Source organism: Cupriavidus sp. GW821-FHT02F09 (assembly GCF_059421605.1).
This window is the reverse complement of the sequence record NZ_JBWKVH010000002.1, coordinates 350,604-368,579: the sequence shown is the minus strand read 5'-3', so window position 1 is coordinate 368,579 and position 17,976 is coordinate 350,604. Positions and strand designations below refer to the sequence as shown.

Sequence of the window (17,976 nt, the reverse complement as noted above, 5' to 3'; positions counted from 1 at the left end):
GGGCGGTTTTTCTTTGTAATCAACATTAATAAAATGCGGTCCGGGCCGTTGCATCCGCGCCACCCTCGGGTCACGCCTGCATCACATGTATCACATGCATCCCGGAGATGCGCTCGTCAGCGCCGGTAGGGGTGATGGTAGGCATACCAGTCGCGGCGACCCCACCAGCGCCGTCCATCCCAGTAGCGCTCACCGTGCCACCCGATCACCACCGCCGGCGCCACCACCACTGGCGGCCCATATCCGACATAACCGGGAGGGGGCCCATAGACCGGAGCCGGCGCAGGATAGGCCGCGGGCGGCGGGGGGGCGGGATAGGCGGGCGGAGCCTGATACACGGGCGCGGGGTAGGCCGGCGCCACCACCACCGGCGCAGGCACGCCGACGTTCAGGTCCACATCGACGCGTGCCAATGCGGGCTGGGCGAGCGCCAGAACAAATGCGCCAAGCCCCAGCGCGTAGAAGTTACCTTGCTGCATGTCGATCCTCATCTTGCAGTCGCAATAAGCTGACTCTAGCCATGCCATCGCACTGCCGGGGATTTCAACTGTAACGATATTTCACGGCGCGGAGGCAGCCAGCGGGGGCATCAGGCCGAGCGCTCGTTGGTGAGGCGATACAGGGGCATCAGTTCCCGGACGCAAGCGTCCGAGGCCGATTTGCTTTCCACCCTGATTGCACGGGTCACGGCATCCTTGACCCGGCGCAGGCCGCCCTGCTCAAGGAAGGCCTTCAACGCGGGGTTCTCCATGAAGCGGTTGAATTCGAGCCTGTCGGCACCCGTAATGCCGGCCTCGGCGATCTCCTTGCCCGACAGCGCCGCCTCCCTGGTCTTGCGCCCGACCGGCGAGCCCAGCAAGCGCGCCAGCTGCATCGCCAGCCCTGCATCCTGGATCTCCGGTGCCAGCGCGGGCCGGACCGCCGCTTCGACCACCTCGGGCGAGAGCTTAGCCCGGGCGCATTGCGTGTAGCGCTCTTTGGGGATGGGCCCGATTTTCGCCGGCAGCCTGGCAAAGGCCTGGTCCAGGCCAGCGGCAAGGATGGCGCCGACGTCAAACGCACGGATCAGCGCCATGACCGCTTCATCGTAAGTCGGGGGAAACAACTGGGGCGGCTCTGTCAGACGCTCTTCGATGCTTAGCGTGGGCTGCTCGGCCTGGGGCGCCGCCCAGCCGTCGTGGCCGTGGCCGAGTGCCAGCGCAAGGGCGGCTGGCAGAAGTATCGCCGGCAAGATCGGCGGCTTGCCGACCGGCTTCCTGATTGGTATTGGGGCCGCAATGTCATGGGTAACCTCGCCAAGGGAAGCGGCAAGCCCTGGTTGAGCGCATCGGGGACAGTCGTTCATGTTTTGCGCCGGCTCGTCTGGGTATCTCTTGCGGATTATGCCGGGATTGGGCGCGCACGGCCCGCCCGTGCCACGCTGCAAAGCGCCAATCGGGCCGCAACTCCGGGCGCAGTCGTGTGGAAAACGAGCAACGCGCGATTTACGCGCCCGCGCCGCCTGTGTAATATCCGGCACCTGCAGCGCTTGTGCTGTTGATCGTTCCCCCCTTGTTACTGGAGAGCAAAGTGCCCCGCACGTCCGCCATCACCCTCTGATGCCGACGACACCTGCACACGCAGAGTGCCGATGGCGCGCCCGCGCTCTTCGCCTGCTGTGCTTGCCTCAAGCGCTTACGCTGTCCCAGGCCTGAGTTGCCTGCCGGGGCACCGCCAATGCCACCACGCGCCATCCCATCGTCGGCTCCAACTTTTCTGGAGTTCGAAATGACGATGCAAGAACCCGAAGCGCTTCGGGAAACCAACCCTGCCGACCCGATTGCCGATCGCGTGAAGTATCCGCGCACGCTGCATTTGCCGTGGTCGCCAGGACTTAGCGACGATGACCGGAGGATCGAGTCCCTGGATGCCTTCCAGGGCTGCCGCGTGATTGTCACGTCCAAGATGGACGGAGAAAACACCTCGCTCTACCGCACGGGCATGCACGCCAGGAGCCTGGACAGCCGCCATCATCCAAGCCGTGACTGGCTCAAGGGATTCTGGGGCGCGATGCGCATGGATATTCCGCAGGGTTGGCGCGTCTGCGGCGAGAACCTGTTCGCCATGCATTCGATCCGTTACCGCGACCTGGCTTCGTTCTTCCTTGGGTTCTCGATCTGGAACGCGCGTAACGTATGCCTCGGTTGGGATGAAACGCTGGAGTGGTTTGCCTTGCTCGGTATCGAGCCGGTGCCGGTGCTTTACGACGGCGTGTTCGACGCCGCGGCGATCCAAGCCCTCTGGGGCGAACGTGAGCGCGAGCGGATGGAGGGCTATGTGGTCCGGATCGCGGGCGCGTTCCCCTATGCCGGTTTCAGGCGCTGCGTGGCGAAGTTCGTGCGCAGCGGGCATGTGCAGACGGACGCGCACTGGATGCACAACCACGCGTTCGAGCAGAACCATATGCGTGAGCGCGCAGGAGAGCCGCAATGGAAATGACCGACCTGTTGACCGCAGCGAACCAGCAATCGCTGCGCACGGCACCTGTGCTGCGGGCGCCTGCCTACACGAGCCTGATGGCACTCGTGCCTGCCCCGGGTGTCGACCCGGACTGGCAGGCCTTGATGGCGGCATTCCCATGCCTGGAGCCGTTGCGCCGCACGCCGCAGGATCCGCGTTATCACGCGGAGGGCGACGTCTGGACCCATACCAAGCTGGTGGTCCAGTCCCTGGTGGGGCTGGATGACTATGCGATGGCCACTCCCGAGCGCCGCTTTGTCCTGTTCCATGCGGCGCTGCTGCACGACATCGCCAAGCCAGCCACCACGCGGGTAGACCCGCAAACCGGGGCGATCGGCCAGCCGGGCCACTCGGCGCGCGGCGCGGTCGATGCGCGCGTGCTGTTGTGGCGCAGCGGTGTGCCCTTTGCCTTGCGCGAAGCGGTTTGCCGGCTGATCCACGTGCATCAGCTGCCGTTCTATGCCATCCGGGGAAGCCGGTCCGGCGAGTCCGCCGAGATGGTGGTGCGGCGCCTGTCGCTGGAACTCGATATACGCGAGCTGGCGGCGCTGGCCGAGGCCGACATGCGTGGGCGGGTATGCGCAGACAGCGAAGACGTGCTGGTCGACATCGCGCTGTTTCGCGAGCTGGCGCGCGAGGAGGGATGCTACGGCCAGCCGCGCGCCTTCGCGGACCGCTGGACTCGGATGCGCTACCTCCGGGGCGAAGACGTCCATCCGGACTATGCTTACCACCGCGAGGCGGGCTCCACCGTGACGGTCCTGAGCGGCCTGCCGGCCACAGGCAAGAGCACCTGGATCAAGACATGCTGCGCCGGTCTGCCGGTTGTGGGGTTTGACGACGCACGCGAGGCCCTCGGGCTGAAATACGGGAAGAACGAGGGCGCGGCGATGCACTTTGCCGTCGACCAGGCAAAAGCGCTGCTGCGCGAGGGCAGGCCGTTCATCTGGAACGCGACGCACCTGAGCCGGCAGATGCGCGCGAAAACCCTCGACTTGCTGTTCGCGTACGGCGCCGAAGTCAATGTCGTCTATCTGGAGGCCGCGGAGCAGACCATCCTGTCGCGCAACCGCAAGCGCGACACCACGCTGACCAACGCCGCCATCGAGAGAATGCTCCACAGGTGGGAGGTGGTGTCGCCGGTTGAGGCGCACTCGGTCACCTATCACATCGCCAATTGAACCGGATGCTGGCCCGTGCCATGCCATGCGGCACGGGCGCATCAGGACTCAGGAACCTGCGGGAGGCGCAGCCACCTTGCGCCCAGCCATGTGATGCAGATACGCCAGCAAGTCCTTCAGATCCGCGTCGGACAGCGTTTTTTCGTCGATCGCCGACATGCGCGCGTTGGGCCACCAGCGCAGCGACTGCGGGTCGCGGATCAGCGTGGCCAGCTTGTCGTCGCCCAGATAATCGACGGCACTGTGCGGCACATTCAGATCGGGGCCAAGGTGCGCGTCGCCGACCCGGTTGAGGGAGTGGCACGAGAAGCAAACGCGCTGGAACGTCGCGAAGCCGCGCATGACCGCGCCGTCCGCCGGCAGGCCGGGGGCGGGCCGGATGGCCGCAAAGCGCTCCGCCGGCGGCGCGGTGATGTCGATGCGCACGATGCTGTACGTCCAGAGGCTCTCGTTGACCTCGGAAGCGGCGCGGCCCGCCGGCACTGTCCAGATCAGGCGGAACGGCCCGATGTCCTGGCCCTTGAGCGTCGGCCACGGCGCGGCAGGATTTTCCACCGCGAGCCAGGCGCGCGGCTCGTCGGCGCTATCGGCCAGCAACAGGCGCGTCGGCAGGTGAGAGACATAGCCATCGCTGGCTGCGGTCGTCGCACTCGCGTCGGCCGTCACCGGCATGCCGCGCAGCAGGGCGGCCAAGGGAATCGCCTTGAACGTCAGGCGGCGTTTCAGGTTGTCATCGTCCACCGTCACGTCGGTCAGGCGGCGGTCTTTCAGCAGCGCATCCCGCGTCCAGTTGCGCTGTTGCGCACCGGCGGCAATGGTCAGCGTCGCCGTGTCCGCGGCGCAAGCCGGACCCGCCAGGAACGCCATGGCGCATCCAAGCGCACCAACGGCCATTGCGATCCAGACTTTCATGGGTCTTCCTCCAGGGCGAGCGAACAATGTGCGGCGGTCGTTGGCGATCATTCTAGCCGTTGCAAGCGAGCGTCGGCCTTTTTCGCCGGCTCGGCGGCGGGCGCGGTCGTTTGCATGATCGTTCGTCATTTCTGCGTATCGGCGCGCCCGGCGCCGAGCGCTTCGAGCAGTGGCTTCAGCGCATCGAGTTCCGCGCCAAAGCCGCCCCAGTCGCCTGCCTTCAATCGCTCCATGGCGCGGTCATAGTGGGCGAGTGCCTCGCGGGCGCGGCCATCTGGTGCGCCACCGGGCGCGGCCGCCACCGGGGCCGCCTTCTTGAAGAGCGCCGCCAGGGCCGCGCCCAAGGTTTCCTCCATCACCACATGGTCGCCATAGGCGGCGATCACCCGTTTCAGTTCGGGCAACTGACCGGACTCCGCGCGCAAGTAGAGCGGCGAGACGTAGAGAATCGAGTTGTCGATGGGCACGACCTGGAGGTGGCCGCGGATGACGCGCGACCCCATCTGGTTCCACAGCGAAATCTGCTGCGAAATCTCGGTGTTTTGCTGGATGCGCGCCTCGATCTGGAATGGCCCATAGACCAGCTTGTCCTTGGGAAAGGCATAGACGACGAGCTTGCCGTAGTCAGGCGGATCGCAACGCGCCGCCAGCCACGCAATCATGTTCTCGCGCTGGCTGGGCACCATCGGCAGCATCAGCACGAATTCGGCGCGCGGCTGCGCGGGCAGCCGCACGATCATGTAGTAGGGCGTCATGGGCATGCCGGGGCCGGTGCCCGCATCGATGTCGGCCTGCTTGCGCGGGAACTGCCAGAGGTCCTCGCGGTTGTAGAAGACTTCCGGCGTTTCCATGTGATAGGCGCGGTAGACCTGCGCCTGGATCAGGAACAGGTCTTCGGGGTAGCGGATATGCTGCTGCAGGTCTTGCGGCATCGCGCCCAGCGGCTTGAACAGGCCCGGGAAAATGCGCTGGTACGTTCGTACGACGGGATCGGCGGCGTCGCTGATGTAGAAATCGGCTGTCCCGTTGTACGCATCGATCACCACCTTGACCGCGTTGCGGATGTAATTGTCGCCGTCACCGGTGCCCGGCTGGGAGTATGGGAACCAGCGGCTGGTGGTATAGGCATCCTGGATCCAGAAAAGCCGCCCGCCGCCGACGACGATGTAGGGGTCATGGTCGAGGCTGAGGAACGGGGCGATCGTGCGCACCCGGTCCTGGATATTGCGATGGAGCAGGATCCGGCTCGCGGGCGTGATGTAGCTGGTCACCAGGATGTTGGGATCGTCGAATTGCCAGGCGAAGAGGGCCTGCAGCGCCATGCTGCCGATCGCGACGCCGTCGCGCCCGTGGTAGGTCGTATAAACGTTCTCATCGCCTTTGGGGTAATCAAATTCGGGCGCGTTGCCGTTGACGATCACATAGCCCTTGCCGCCTTCACCAAAGTACAGGCGCGGCTCGACCATGGGCGGGCCGCCGCTGGAGACAGGCGGAATATCCTTCAGGTAAAGCGTAGGCAGGCCTTCCGCGGATTTCTCCGTGACCGGCGACATCACGACGCCATTGCCGTGGGTGAACAGGAGATGCAGGTTGACCCAGGTCTGGGCATTGGCAGGAAGCAGCGACGGCTCCAGCTCCCGCGCCGAGAGCATCACCTGCTGGTAACGGGCGTCGAACCGGTAGCGGTCGATGTCCGTCGCCAGGAATTTGTAATAGGTCCTGATCTCCTGCAACTGCGCGTAGGTATCGCGCAACGGTTGCAGATCCCACAGGCGGATGTTGTCGATGGTCGGGCGATTGGCCTGCAGCGCGGCGAGATCGAGGTTCTGCTCGGCGGGAAACGGCTTTACCGAGATTTGCGCCAGGCCATAGGCGTCGCGCGTCAGCGCAATGTTGTGGGCGATATAGGGCGTCTCCAGCTGCAGTTCGTTCGGCTTGACATAGAAACGCTGGAACAGCGCCGGGTAGATCAGCACCAGTACCAATGCGCTGCCGAACACGGATAGCGCCGAGGCGGCAGGAATGCGATAGCCCCGCCAGCGCATATTGGCCCACGAGGCGGCTGCGGCCGCGGTGGCCAGGCCGATCAGCGGCCACAGGACTGGCAGCCCCACATGGATATCGGTATAGCTGGCGCCTACCACCACGCCGTTGTCCCCGTAGAGCAGCAGAAAGCGGTCGAGCCAGTAGGACCAGGCCTGCAGCAGGAAGAACAGGCCCAGCAGGGCCGAGCCGTGGGCCGCGGCCGCGGGTGAAAGCCCGCGCGGCGAGCGCATGCAGGCGATGTCGCCGCGCATTCCGTACACCGTGGCCGCTGCCGCAGCGCTGCAGCACAGCAGCAGTAGCAGCCAGTTCCTCAGCGCAAGATAGGCGGGCAGCGAGAAGAGATAGAAGCCGATGTCCTTGCCAAAGATCGGATCGGCCTTGCCAAAGGGCACCTGGTTGAGGTAGCGAAGCACGAGGTCCCAGTCCGGGATTTCGCTGGTGGCGAGGAGCAGGCCCAGGAGGACGGCGGCACCGGCGATGGCGGCGTGCCAGGGCAGGTGCGGCGCGACTTCGCCCACCAGCTCGCTCAAGACCTCTGCCTTCCAGGAGCCGGGCGGGCTCGCATAGCGGTGCGCCAGCGATCCCGACACCCAGATCGCGCCAGCCGACGCAGCGAAGACAGCGGCGAACAGAAGCACCTTGGTGACAAGGACCGTCCAGAAGACGTTGACATAGCCGATGGAGGAAAACCACAGCCAGTCAACCAGCATGCCGGTGAGGCGGCCGATGACGATCAGGCCGATGATGCCAACCGCAACCCTGGCGGTAATGCGCCTCAGGCGCAGGCCGGATATCCCTGGCGAGCGCATCGATCATGCTCCTTTGCCGGACCGTCATCCGTGGCCTGCGGCTGCCCGCAACAAGGCAAAGGTCCAAGCTGGCCCGGCCCGACAATTCATTGTAGGTGGGGAATCATCCGGCAGCAGATGGACATTTACGGGCTGTTTATGCCTGGCCGATAGCTTTCTACGCCATTTGCATGGGCGAGTTCTTAATCTGTGGACTGTCCAAACCGGTGAGCAACATGATGCCGCACAGCCGCAATGCACTACGCACAGGCCAACCTCATCACGGTGGCGGGTATTACCTGAAACTGACCGGATGCCTGCTGGCCCTCGGTTTGTTGTACGCCTTGTCATCGTGATACCAGTCTGCGCCGACTGCGCAAGGCGATGCGCGCAGGCGTGCCGTCAGCCTGCCGCCTTTTGTTCCAGGTAGTCCACCAGCAGCCTTGCCGCTGGCGAAAGGCTTGCCTCGTCGCGCATGCAGATCGCGAAGCGGCGCTGCGCCCAGGTATCGGTGAGCGGGACCACCCGTACGCCAAAGCCGGCGTAAGTGGGCTCGACCACCTCGCGGGGCATGATGGCAAGACCCAGATTCGCGCGCACGCAGCGCAGGGACGCATCGAACGAGGAAACCACCACGCGGTACGCCATCGGCTTGCCGATGATGGCCGCGGCGCGCGCGAGCATGGTGTGCACAGCCGTCTGCCCGGGCAGCCCGATGTGGTCGAACTCCAGTGTTTGCTCAAACGTGCAATCCGCCTGGCTAGCGAGCGGATGCTCGGGATGCACGATGGCCGCCAGGGCATCGCTGCGATAGGGGCGGGTCCGGAATCCTTCCAGATCCGCGGCATCCCAGCAGATACCCAACGGTGCGGATCCCTCACGCAATGCGCGGACGAGGTCGCGGCTGAGGCTTTCCTCGACGGTGACGCGGATGTCCCGATGCTCGGGCACCTGCAGGAAGCTCGCGATATCGTCGGGCAGCGACTCGGCCATGCACGATACGGTGACCAGCAAGCGGACTTGCCCCTTGATGCCGGTCCCGTAGTCGGCCATGTCGCGCTCCACGCGATCAGCCGCGGCCAGCATGGCGCGAGCGTGCTCAAGCAGGATCTCACCCGCCGCGGTCGGGATCACGCCGCGCCGGCGCCGCTCGAACAGCGTGACGCCCACCGTGTCTTCCAGCTGCGCCAGCCGCTTGCTGATGGCCGAAGCCACGATGTGCTGCTGTTCGCCGGCGCGCGCCATGTTGCGGGTCTCGCAAACCGCAACAAACAGGCGCAGGGAGGTGAGGTCTAGATCACGCATCGAAAGCCTTCAACGGTGGATTTCCAGTCTGGAAATTAAGTGCGGCCATCTTAACGTTTCTTGTCATCACCGGAAATTCCTCGGGCTGGACACGAGCGGTGGCACTTGGCGCCTCGTGTGCGGCAGTCGGCGGGCCGCTGGCTTGGGCACGCATCGGAGTGATTCGCTTAGATGTTCCAATCCGGAATGCTGGTGCTTCTTGATTACCGCTTCTGGCCTAGGCTGGAACAACATAGAGTGCATAGGCCAGACTGAAGCACTAATCTCCGAGGGGACACAGATCCAATGACAACGCACATTCCATCGGCACCGCGCCAAGCCGTGATCCGCGAGGTCGGGCTGCGTGACGGGCTGCAAAGCATCGCCACCATCCTGCCGACTTGCGCCAAGCGCGAGTGGATCCAGGCGGCCTATGCGGCGGGCCAGCGGGAGATCGAAGTCGGCTCGTTCGTCCCGGCGAAGCTGCTGCCGCAACTTGCCGATACCGCGGAACTCGTGGACTTTGCCAGGTCGCTGCCGGGGCTGTTCGTCTCGGTCCTGGTGCCGAACCTGCGGGGCGCGGAGAACGCCATCGCCAGCGGCGCGGACCTGATGCTGGTACCGCTTTCCGCCAGCCATGCGCATAGCCTGGCCAACCTGCGCAAGACCCCCGACGAAGTCGTAGCCGAAGTCGCCAGGATCCGCGCCGAGCGCGACGCGGCCGGCTCCCGCACGCTGATTGAAGGCGGCGTGGGCACGGCCTTTGGCTGCACGCTCCAGGGTCATGTGGATCCGGACGAGGTGCTGCGGCTGATGCAGGCCCTGCTGGACGCGGGCGCCGATCGCGTGAGCCTGGCCGACACGGTGGGCTACGCCGATCCCGGCATGGTCCGCCGCCTGTTCGAACGCGCCACGGCTATGGCCGGCGACCGCTTCTGGTGCGGCCACTTCCACGACACGCGCGGGCTTGGCCTGGCCAACGTCCATGCCGCCCTGGAGGTCGGGGTGACCCGCTTCGATGCCTGCCTCGCCGGCATCGGCGGCTGCCCGCACGCGCCCGGCGCCAGCGGCAATGTCGCCACCGAAGACCTGGCCTACCTGCTGGGCAGCATGGGCTTCGATACCGGCATCGATATCAGCCGTCTGCTGGCGCTGCGCGAGCGCGTGGCCGGCTGGCTGCCCCATGAAACCCTGCACGGCACGTTGTGGCGCGCCGGCCTGCCCAAGACATTTCCCGTATCGGTTGCCGATGCGGCTGTCCGCCTGAGAGAGAACCATGCACGCTGAACATGCCTCCTTGCCGCTCGCCGGCGTCCGCGTGGTCGAGTTCACCCATATGGTGATGGGCCCGACCTGCGGCATGATCCTCGCGGACCTGGGCGCCGAAGTCATCAAGGTCGAGCCGCCCGGTGGCGACAAGACCCGCAACCTGCCCGGCCTTGGCATTGGCTTCTTCCGCTCGTTCAACCGCAACAAGAAGAGCGTCGTCATCGATATCACCACCCCGCAAGGGCAGGCCACGGCAGCGGAGCTGGTTGGCCAGTGCGACGTGCTGCTGGAGAATTTCCGCCCGGGGCTGATGGCGAAATGCGGGCTGGATTACGCGACGCTGTCCGCCAGGTTTCCCGGACTGATCTACGTCTCGCACAAGGGCTTCCTGCCCGGTCCCTATGAACACCGCCTGGCGCTCGACGAAGTCGTGCAGATGATGGGCGGCCTGTCCTACATGACCGGGCCCAAGGGCCGCCCGCTGCGCGCCGGCACCTCGGTCAACGACATCATGGGCGGCATGTTCGGCGCCATCGGCGTGATGGCTGCCCTGCGGGAGCGCGACCGTACCGGCAAGGGGCAGGAAGTGCAGAGCGCGCTGTTCGAGAATTGCGTGTTCCTGTCGTCCCAGCATATGCAGCAGTTCTCGATGACCCGCGAGCCGCCGCCGCCGATGCCGTCGCGCGTGTCCGCCTGGAGCGTCTATGACGTGTTCACGCTGGCTGAAGGCGAGCAGCTCTTCATCGGGGCCGTCAGCGACAAGCAGTTCAACACCTTGTGCGACGTGCTGCAACGTCCCGACCTGGCCGCTGATCCGGCGCTTGCCACCAACGCGATGCGGGTGGCGGTACGCCCGGCATTGCTGGAGCGGCTTGGCGAGATTCTCAAGGACCATCGCGTGGAAGCGCTTTCGCCGAAGCTCGAAGCCGCGGGCATTCCCTACGCGCCCATCATGCGTCCGGAGCAACTGCTCGATGACCCGCACCTGAGAGCAAGCGGTGGCCTGGTGCCGATGCAGACCGAGGACGGCGGCACCACCGACGTTGTGCTGCTGCCGCTGTTGATGGGCGGACGCAGGCCCGGCGTGCGCATGCCGCTGCCGGGCATTGGCGAGCACAACGACGAAATCCTGTCCGGCCTGGGCGCGCGTGCCCCGGACTGAATCCTCCCGCATTGCCACGTGGCTTCGGACGGCCACGCGGACCAGAACGATAAACATACGGAGACAGACATGGCATTCCCCCTTTCGCGCCGGGCAGCACTCGGCATGGCCGTTTCGGCGATCGCACTTATGCTTGCCTTGCCGGCCGGCACCGTGCTGGCCCAAGGCTCGGGCCGGCCGGTGCGCCTGATCCTGCCGATCAGCGCTGGCTCGGGCGTGGACGCGATCGCACGCGCTGCCGGGCCTGCGCTGGGCAAGAGCCTGGGCCAGCCAGTGGTGATCGAGAATCTTCCCGGCGCCGGCGGCATGACCGGCGCGGCGGCGGTGGCCAAGGCGCCACCCGATGGCACCACGCTGGGCCTGTTCTCCAACAACCACGTGATCAACCCGAGCGTGTACAAGAAGATGCCGTTCGACGCGATCAAGGACTTCACGCCCATCAGCGTGATCGGCTCCACGCCGCTGGTCCTGGTGGTCAACCCCAAGGTTCCCGCCAGGAACGTGCAGGAACTCATTGCCTTGCTCAAGGCCAAGCCCGATTCGCTCAACTATGCGTCGTCGGGCAACGGCACCATCATCCAGCTCGCCGCGGAAATGTTCCTCGATGAGGCGCATGTCAAGGCTCGCCATGTGCCCTACAAAGGCACCGGACCGATGATGACCGACCTGATTGCGGGCCAGGTGGAGATGGGGGTCGTGGCCTTGAACGCCGTGGCGCCCCACCTGAAGAGCGGCACCCTGCGCGCGATCGGCCTGTGCGGCGCGACGCGCTCGCCGGCCGCACCGGATATTCCGACCATCGCAGAACAAGGCTTGCCCAACTACGCGGTCGAGGGCTGGTTTGCCGTGGTAGGCCCCGCAGGGCTGCCGCCGGCCGAGGTCAAGCGCCTCAACACGTTGTTCGCCAAGGCTTTCACCAGTCCGGACGTGCTGGAAGTGATGAAGAAGCAGGGCAATACGATCAGTCCCAGCACGCCGGAGGCAGCCGCCAGATTCTTCCAGAGCGAAGCGGCGCGCTATGCTGCCCTGGTCAAGAAGGCCAATGTGACCCTGGAGTAAGGGCAGGGGCCGCATACCTCATCGCATCCTTCGGTGAGTCGATGCGATCCGTGCGGCAGGCGCCGGCCCACCGCTTCTCCGGTTTCATTGAATGTTGCCGCTGCCCGCGCAGCCCGCTTGGCGTGGGGAGGCGCCGATGTCATGATGGCGAGGTGCGAGCGAGCGGCATTTCCAGCCAGCGAGCCGGCATTTCACCTACGGTATCAATGAGGAGACACGGATATGCAAGGCAGGCAAACGCAGGGGATGTCCCGCGAGCGGCTTGGGCGGGTCGAACGTTTCATCGACGACGCCTATATCGCGACCGGCAAGTTGCCCGGCACGCTCATCCAGGTGTGGCGGCGCGGCGAGTTGGCGCTGAACTCGGTGTTGGGCTTGGCTGACCGCGAGCGGCAGGTTCCGCTGGCCGAGGATTCGATCTTCCGCATCTACTCGATGAGCAAGCCCGTCACCTCGGTGGCGGTCATGATGCTGGTCGAGGAATGCAAGATCGCCCTGGACGATCCGGTCAGCAAGTACATCCCGGCATGGGAAAACCTGGGCGTCTATGCCGGGGGCTTCATGGAGAGCTTCCAGACGCGCCCGGCTGCGCGCCCGATGCTGGTGGTCGACCTGCTGCGCCATACGTCCGGCCTGACCTATGGTTTCCAGCAGAACACCAACGTCGACGCCGCTTACCGCAAGCAGATGCTGGGCGAACTCGCCACCGGCGGCACGCTGGACGACATGATCGCGAAGCTGGGCAAGCTGCCGCTCGAGTTCTCGCCGGGCGAGGCCTGGAACTACTCGGTTGCCACCGACGTGCTGGGCTATCTTGTCGGCAAGATCAGCGGAATCCCTTTCGAGACCTTCCTGAAGGAACGCATATTCGATCCGCTGGGCATGGTTGACACTGCCTTCCACGTGCCGCAAGACAAGGCCTCGCGCCTTTGCGCCTGCTACGCCGTCGGCTCGCTCGGTTCGAAGGTAGTATCCGCGCGCGCGCCGGTCCTGCAGGACGATCCCCGCACCAGCCCCTACCTGAAACCGCCAAGCTTCATCTCCGGCGGTGGCGGCCTGGTGTCCACCGCGGCTGACTACATGCGCTTCGCACGCATGCTGTTGCAAGGCGGTGAGCTCGATGGGGTGCGCCTGCTGGGGCCGAAGACCCTGGCGCTGATGACCGCCAACCATCTGCCGGGCGGGGTGGACCTGCCGCGCATGTCGCGCTCCATGTTCAGCGAAGCCACCTATGATGGCGTTGGCTTCGGGCTTGGCTTCGCCACCACGGTGACGCCGGCGACCACGTTGATTCCCGGCAGCGCCGGCGACTTCTTCTGGGGCGGAGCGGCCAGCACCTTCTTCTGGGTCGATCCGCAGGAGGACCTGATCGGACTGTTCCTGACCCAGCTCTTGCCGTCGTCCGCCTACCCGGTGCGCCGCCAGCTGCGCACGCTGGTCTACAGCGCCATCACCGAGCCGGGTGCCGCGGCACGCTAAGCGCCTGGCGAGCCGCGACCCGTGGTCTCCCAAACGCTGCCCAGCACGTCCCCCTGCCCAATGTCGCAACCCTCCCATTTGAAGAACTGCAGTTCTTCCGAGCTGGCCAGGCCATTGGCCAGTACCTGCATGCCGAGCGTGTGCGCCAGCGCGATCACGGCACGCGCGATGGCGGCGCGTTTGGCATCGGTTGCCACGTTACGCACGTAGTCCTGGGGAATCTGCAGCCGGTCGGGCAGCAAGCGCTGCAGGTTGGCCAGCGAGATGGGGGTGTTGCCAACGTCGGCCAGCGTGACGGATGCGCCTTGCTCCTGGATGCGGGCGCAGGCAAGGCGGGCGGCTTCCGTGGCGGTGCCCAGCAGGATGCCCGGCAATTGCAGGTCGAGCCCGCTGCCGGCCTGGGCGGTCTCGCGCAGGTATTGGCGGAGCAGCTCCGGCAACGCCAGCAGTTCGGACTCCTCGGCGCCGGCCATGAGCGGCAGCAGGATGGGGACGCTGACGCGGGCCGGGCCGGATAGGGCGGCTTGCGGATCCGAGTGCCAGGCTAGCGCGAGTTCGCAGGCGCGGCGCAGCAGCACGGCATTGATCGCGCCAATGAGGCCCGGGCTGCGCACGTAGTTGGCGATCTCGGCATGCGGCATCCAGCCGGTGGGGCCCGGCCACGCCGGCAGCAGCGCGATGGCCGCAATGGCGGCGGAGCCCAGGTCGAACTGGGAGACGGCTTGCAGCCGGTATTGGCCGCTGTGCAGCGCTTGCTCGATGGCAGCTTCGACCTGCGCGTCGCTAGCTGCCTCGGAGGTGGGTAGCTCGGGCGCCCGCGGTACTGGCTTGGGCAGGGCATGGGCTTGCTGCAAGGCCTTGACGTACTGGTACGCGCGCAGGCCGCCGATGACGACGGAGGTCAGCTTCTGCGCGGTCATCTCCGTCTTGAGGAAGTAGCCATTGATCTCGTAGCCGGTCACCACCTCGCGCTCCGGCGCCATGCCGGGATGCCCGGTGCGCAGCACGATCTGGAGGTCGGGGTTGCGCAGTTGCTCGCGGATGTAGCGCACCGTGGCCAGGCCGGCATCGTCGGTTTCCATCACGACATCGAGCAGCACGAGCGCGGTATCGGGGTGACGGGCGAGGTGGGCCCTGCAGGCTTCGCCGGAATACACGCTGTGGAACTGGATCTTGCGCCCGGAGAAGGTCAGGTCCATCAGTACCAGGCGCGTGATCTCGTGCACGTCGGGGTCGTCGTCGACCAGCAGGACCTGCCACGCGGGCATGGACAAAGAGGAGTTCATGGCAGAGTCCTGGCGGATACGATCGGGATGGTGGCCTTTGCCGAGGGTGTGATGCGGGGCATGCGCAGGGTGAAGACGGTACCGCCGCCATCGGTGCCCACCGCATGGCCCACGGCGATGGTGCCGCCCAGGCGCTGCGTCACCAGGTTGTAGACCAGGTGCAGGCCCAGGCCGCTGCCACCCTTGCCGCGGCGCGAGGTAAAGAAGGGCTCGAAGATCTTCTCATGCAGGGCATCGGGAATGCCGCTGCCGTCGTCGGCGTAGCGGATCACGACTTCGTCACCGGCGGCGAGCCGGGCGGCGATGCGGATGGTGCCGCGCACAGGGCCTGTGTCGCCGCTGCCGAATGCGTGCACCAGCGAGTTCATGACCAGGTTGGTGAGGATCTGCGCGATCGCGCCGGGGTAGCCGTTCATGGCGATGCCGGCCGGGCAGTCGATCAGTAATTGCACATGCGTGTCGCGCAGGCGCGGGTCGAGGCTGACCACGGTCTCGCGGATATAGTCGCCCAGGTCGAAGCTGCGCCGTTTTTCGCTGGTCTGGTCGACCGCCATCTGCTTGAAGCTCTGCACCAGCTCGGCCGCGCGGTTGGCGTTGGACAACAGCAAACGGGCGGATTGCGCGGCATCCGACAGGTAGCGCTGCAGCGCCTCGGGTGCCAGCTCGTTGCTCGCCACCAGCGCCTGCGTGGCGCTGGTGCGGTCCTGCAGGTAGGAGGCGGCGCTGACGGCGATGCCCACCGGCGTGTTGATCTCATGCGCCACGCCCGCGACCAGTCCGCCGAGAGAGGCCATCTTTTCCGCGTCCACCAGGTTCTTGCGCGCAGACTCGAGATGGCGCAGCGACTCCATCAGTTCCGCCTGTGCCAGTTCGCGGCTTTCGTGTGAGAGTACGATCCACCATGCGCCGAAAGCCAGCAGCGGCAGGGTGGCCGAGTACACGCGCAGCAGCAGGCCGCCGATCCCGTCGGCGTGCGAGGCATGGCCTTCGCCGATCAGCCGGTAGGCGAGCAGGAACACGGCGCCCATGGCCGCCGCGGCAATCACGAACAGGCCGAGGAAGCGCGCCAGCCGCCGCAGGAAATGCGGCGGCAGTATCCGCAGGAAGCTGCCTTGCCACGGCGCCGCCTGCATTTGCGCGGCGGTGCCAGGCGCCTTGCAGGCATCGTGGCAATGGTTGTCCAGGCCGCAGCACAGCGAGCAGATCGGCCCCGCATAGAAGGGGCAGTGCGCCATGTCCGGTGCTTCGTAGTCGCGCTCGCAGATGCAGCAGCGGATCGGCTCGTCGGTGTGCTTGTCGAGGGGGTGTGGGTCTTCCCGCGCGATGTAGTACCGGCCGCGGGTCGCATAAGCGATCAGGATGGCGCTGGCGAACGAAGCGCCCAGCGCGATAAAGGCGCAATAGGCTTGCGCCAGCGCGCCAAGCAAGCCGGAGTAAGCGCCGATGCCGGCGAGCGAGGCAATCAGCATGGCGCCGCAGCCCACCGGGTTGAACGCATACAGGTAGGCCCGGCGGAACTCGATGTGCCGCGGGCTGATGCCCAGCGGCTTGAGCACGACAAGGTCGGCCACCAGGGCGCCGAGCCAGGCGATCACCAGGTTGGAATACACGCTCAGCACGGCCTCCAGCGTGCTGAAGATGCCCAGCAGGGTGAGCAACAGTGCGATCAGCACGTTGAACACCAGCCAGACCACGCGGCCCGGATGGTAGTGCGCCAGCCGCACGAACACATTGGACCAGGCCAGTGAGCCCGCATAGGCATTGGTCACGTTGATCTTGATCTGCGACACGAGCACGAACAGCATCGCCACCGCGAGCACCACCTCGGGCCGATCGAATACCTGCCCGTATGCCCACACGTACATGTGGATCGGCTCCATCGCGTGATTGGCGGCTACGCCGGCTCGCAGCGCGAGCACCGCCAGCAGGCTGCCCGCCAGCACCTTGAGGCCGCCGATCACGATCCAGCCCGGGCCCGCCAGCAGCAGCGCGCTCCACCAGCTCCAGCGGTTCTGCGGCGTGCGGTCGGGCAGGAAGCGCAGGTAGTCCACCTGTTCGCCAATCTGGCCCATCAGGGAGAACAGCACGCCGGTGGCCGCGCCAAACGCGAGCACATTGAACGCCGGCGAGGCCGCATCGCGCCCGGTGAATGCCGCCCATTGCGCCAGCACGCCGGGATCGTGGCGCAGGATGTAGGCGAAGGGCAGCACCAGCAGCACCGCCCACAGCGGCTGTGTCCACATCTGCAGCTTGTTGATCAGCGTGACGCCGAAGAACACCATCGGCACGATCACCAGCGAGCAGACCAGGTAGCCCACTGTCAGGTTCAGGCCGGTGGCAATGGCGAGCGCCTGGGCCAGGATGGCCGACTCCAGCGCGAAGAAGATAAAGGTAAAGGACGCGTAGATCAGCGAGGTGATGGTGGACCCGGCATAGCCGAAGCCCGCGCCGCGCGTGAGCAGGTCGATGTCCACGTTGGCCATGCTGGCGTGGTATGCCACCGGCAGCCCGATCAGGAAGATCAGCGCGCAGACCAGCAGGATGGCCGGGAACGCGTTCTGGAAGCCAAAGCTGAGCGTGACGCTGGCGCCGATGGCTTCCAGCGCCAGGAAGGACACGCCGCCGATGGCCGTGTTGGCCAGCGTGAACGGCGACCAGCGCCGGTAAGAGCGTGCCGCATAGCGCAGCGCGTAATCCTCCAGCGTTTCATTCGCGACCCAGGATTGATATTCTCGTTTGATGCGCATGGCGTGGTGGCGTCGGGTGCGATGCGGCTCCGGGAGGGGGGTGTGCAATCCGGGTCGGGACGGACGGATGGCTGGCAGCGGGCGCTCCGATTATTGTCTGAATCCGCCCCTCGCGCAATGACATGCGCGCGGCGCGGCAAAGGGTGCGGAACGCGCTGCAGCATGCCGTACGGATGCTGCGCGGCAGCATGGCGCGGCGCCTTGACATTTAGGGTGTCAGCGCAAACACTGGCCGGCAGTCTTCATATCGAAGAGGCCGCGGGC

General features: G+C 65.9%; 13 protein-coding genes. 6 read left to right on the top strand and 7 right to left on the bottom strand.

Going from position 1 to position 17,976, the window contains the following annotated elements:
• Positions 1 to 116: 116 nt before the first annotated feature.
• On the bottom strand, positions 117 to 479 hold the full coding sequence (locus AC07XB_RS04390; RefSeq protein WP_459371228.1) for a hypothetical protein: 363 nt from the start codon (positions 477 to 479) through the stop codon (positions 117 to 119).
• A gap of 110 nt (positions 480 to 589) precedes the next feature.
• A complete protein-coding gene (locus tag AC07XB_RS04385; RefSeq protein WP_492826470.1) occupies positions 590 to 1,231 on the bottom strand; it encodes a hypothetical protein in 642 nt (213 codons plus the stop codon).
• A gap of 536 nt (positions 1,232 to 1,767) precedes the next feature.
• On the opposite strand from AC07XB_RS04385, the gene AC07XB_RS04380 reads away from it, so the two are divergent.
• Both AC07XB_RS04380 and AC07XB_RS04375 read left to right on the top strand, forming a co-directional pair.
• Positions 1,768 to 2,478 (top strand): RNA ligase family protein, encoded by a 711-nt coding sequence (locus tag AC07XB_RS04380; RefSeq protein ID WP_492826468.1) that lies wholly within the window; start codon positions 1,768 to 1,770, stop codon positions 2,476 to 2,478.
• 77 nt (positions 2,479 to 2,555) lie between these two features.
• A complete protein-coding gene (locus AC07XB_RS04375) occupies positions 2,556 to 3,680 on the top strand; it encodes an AAA family ATPase (protein ID WP_492814026.1) in 1,125 nt (374 codons plus the stop codon).
• 48 nt (positions 3,681 to 3,728) lie between these two features.
• Here AC07XB_RS04375 and AC07XB_RS04370 read toward each other — a convergent pair whose 3' ends face one another.
• The 3 genes from AC07XB_RS04370 to AC07XB_RS04360 form a co-directional block, all read right to left on the bottom strand.
• Complete coding sequence (locus AC07XB_RS04370; RefSeq protein ID WP_492826467.1) at positions 3,729 to 4,592, bottom strand: cytochrome c; 864 nt, start codon at positions 4,590 to 4,592, stop codon at positions 3,729 to 3,731.
• Positions 4,593 to 4,717: 125 nt separating this feature from the next.
• Positions 4,718 to 7,447, bottom strand: coding sequence for a UPF0182 family membrane protein (locus AC07XB_RS04365; protein WP_492826466.1), 2,730 nt, complete (start codon positions 7,445 to 7,447; stop codon positions 4,718 to 4,720).
• A 381-nt stretch (positions 7,448 to 7,828) separates the two neighbouring features.
• Positions 7,829 to 8,731: a LysR family transcriptional regulator gene (locus AC07XB_RS04360; protein WP_492826465.1), complete on the bottom strand. Its 903-nt coding sequence runs from the start codon at positions 8,729 to 8,731 to the stop codon at positions 7,829 to 7,831.
• Between the two features lie 285 nt (positions 8,732 to 9,016).
• Here AC07XB_RS04360 and AC07XB_RS04355 point away from each other — a divergent pair, with 285 nt between their 5' ends.
• The 4 genes from AC07XB_RS04355 (at position 9,017) to AC07XB_RS04340 (ending at position 13,679) form a co-directional block, all read left to right on the top strand.
• Entirely contained in the window at positions 9,017 to 9,997 is a 981-nt protein-coding gene (locus tag AC07XB_RS04355; protein WP_492826463.1) for a hydroxymethylglutaryl-CoA lyase, read from the top strand.
• Positions 9,987 to 11,141 (top strand): CaiB/BaiF CoA transferase family protein, encoded by a 1,155-nt coding sequence (locus tag AC07XB_RS04350; protein WP_492813976.1) that lies wholly within the window; start codon positions 9,987 to 9,989, stop codon positions 11,139 to 11,141. The genes AC07XB_RS04355 and AC07XB_RS04350 overlap by 11 nt, the downstream gene beginning before the upstream one ends.
• A 69-nt stretch (positions 11,142 to 11,210) precedes the next feature.
• Entirely contained in the window at positions 11,211 to 12,200 is a 990-nt protein-coding gene (locus tag AC07XB_RS04345; protein ID WP_492376182.1) for a Bug family tripartite tricarboxylate transporter substrate binding protein, read from the top strand.
• A 222-nt stretch (positions 12,201 to 12,422) separates the two neighbouring features.
• A complete protein-coding gene (locus AC07XB_RS04340) occupies positions 12,423 to 13,679 on the top strand; it encodes a serine hydrolase domain-containing protein (protein WP_492376183.1) in 1,257 nt (418 codons plus the stop codon).
• Here the strand turns inward: AC07XB_RS04340 and AC07XB_RS04335 are convergent.
• Both AC07XB_RS04335 and AC07XB_RS04330 read right to left on the bottom strand, forming a co-directional pair.
• Positions 13,676 to 14,965, bottom strand: a complete 1,290-nt coding sequence (locus AC07XB_RS04335; RefSeq protein ID WP_492376184.1) for an EAL domain-containing response regulator — start codon at positions 14,963 to 14,965, stop codon at positions 13,676 to 13,678. The genes AC07XB_RS04340 and AC07XB_RS04335 overlap by 4 nt on opposite strands.
• The gene (locus AC07XB_RS04330; protein WP_492826460.1) at positions 14,962 to 17,712 is read right to left on the bottom strand and encodes an ATP-binding protein; all 2,751 of its coding nucleotides are present in this window, start codon (positions 17,710 to 17,712) and stop codon (positions 14,962 to 14,964) included. Before AC07XB_RS04330 ends, AC07XB_RS04335 begins: the two co-directional genes overlap by 4 nt.
• Between the last annotated feature and the right edge of the window lie 264 nt (positions 17,713 to 17,976).

What these genes read in the sequence shown, in the direction of transcription:
- AC07XB_RS04370 (WP_492826467.1), bottom strand. Translation starts at nt 4,592, where the DNA reads ATGAAAGTCTGGATCGCAATGGCCGTTGGTGCGCTTGGATGCGCCATG.
- AC07XB_RS04390 (WP_459371228.1), bottom strand. Translation starts at nt 479, where the DNA reads ATGCAGCAAGGTAACTTCTACGCGCTGGGGCTTGGCGCATTTGTTCTG.
- AC07XB_RS04380 (WP_492826468.1), top strand. Translation starts at nt 1,768, where the DNA reads ATGACGATGCAAGAACCCGAAGCGCTTCGGGAAACCAACCCTGCCGAC.
- AC07XB_RS04350 (WP_492813976.1), top strand. Translation starts at nt 9,987, where the DNA reads ATGCACGCTGAACATGCCTCCTTGCCGCTCGCCGGCGTCCGCGTGGTC.
- AC07XB_RS04365 (WP_492826466.1), bottom strand. Translation starts at nt 7,447, where the DNA reads ATGCGCTCGCCAGGGATATCCGGCCTGCGCCTGAGGCGCATTACCGCC.
- AC07XB_RS04355 (WP_492826463.1), top strand. Translation starts at nt 9,017, where the DNA reads ATGACAACGCACATTCCATCGGCACCGCGCCAAGCCGTGATCCGCGAG.
- AC07XB_RS04345 (WP_492376182.1), top strand. Translation starts at nt 11,211, where the DNA reads ATGGCATTCCCCCTTTCGCGCCGGGCAGCACTCGGCATGGCCGTTTCG.
- AC07XB_RS04330 (WP_492826460.1), bottom strand. Translation starts at nt 17,712, where the DNA reads ATGCGCATCAAACGAGAATATCAATCCTGGGTCGCGAATGAAACGCTG.
- AC07XB_RS04375 (WP_492814026.1), top strand. Translation starts at nt 2,556, where the DNA reads ATGGCACTCGTGCCTGCCCCGGGTGTCGACCCGGACTGGCAGGCCTTG.
- AC07XB_RS04360 (WP_492826465.1), bottom strand. Translation starts at nt 8,731, where the DNA reads ATGCGTGATCTAGACCTCACCTCCCTGCGCCTGTTTGTTGCGGTTTGC.
- AC07XB_RS04335 (WP_492376184.1), bottom strand. Translation starts at nt 14,965, where the DNA reads ATGAACTCCTCTTTGTCCATGCCCGCGTGGCAGGTCCTGCTGGTCGAC.
- AC07XB_RS04340 (WP_492376183.1), top strand. Translation starts at nt 12,423, where the DNA reads ATGCAAGGCAGGCAAACGCAGGGGATGTCCCGCGAGCGGCTTGGGCGG.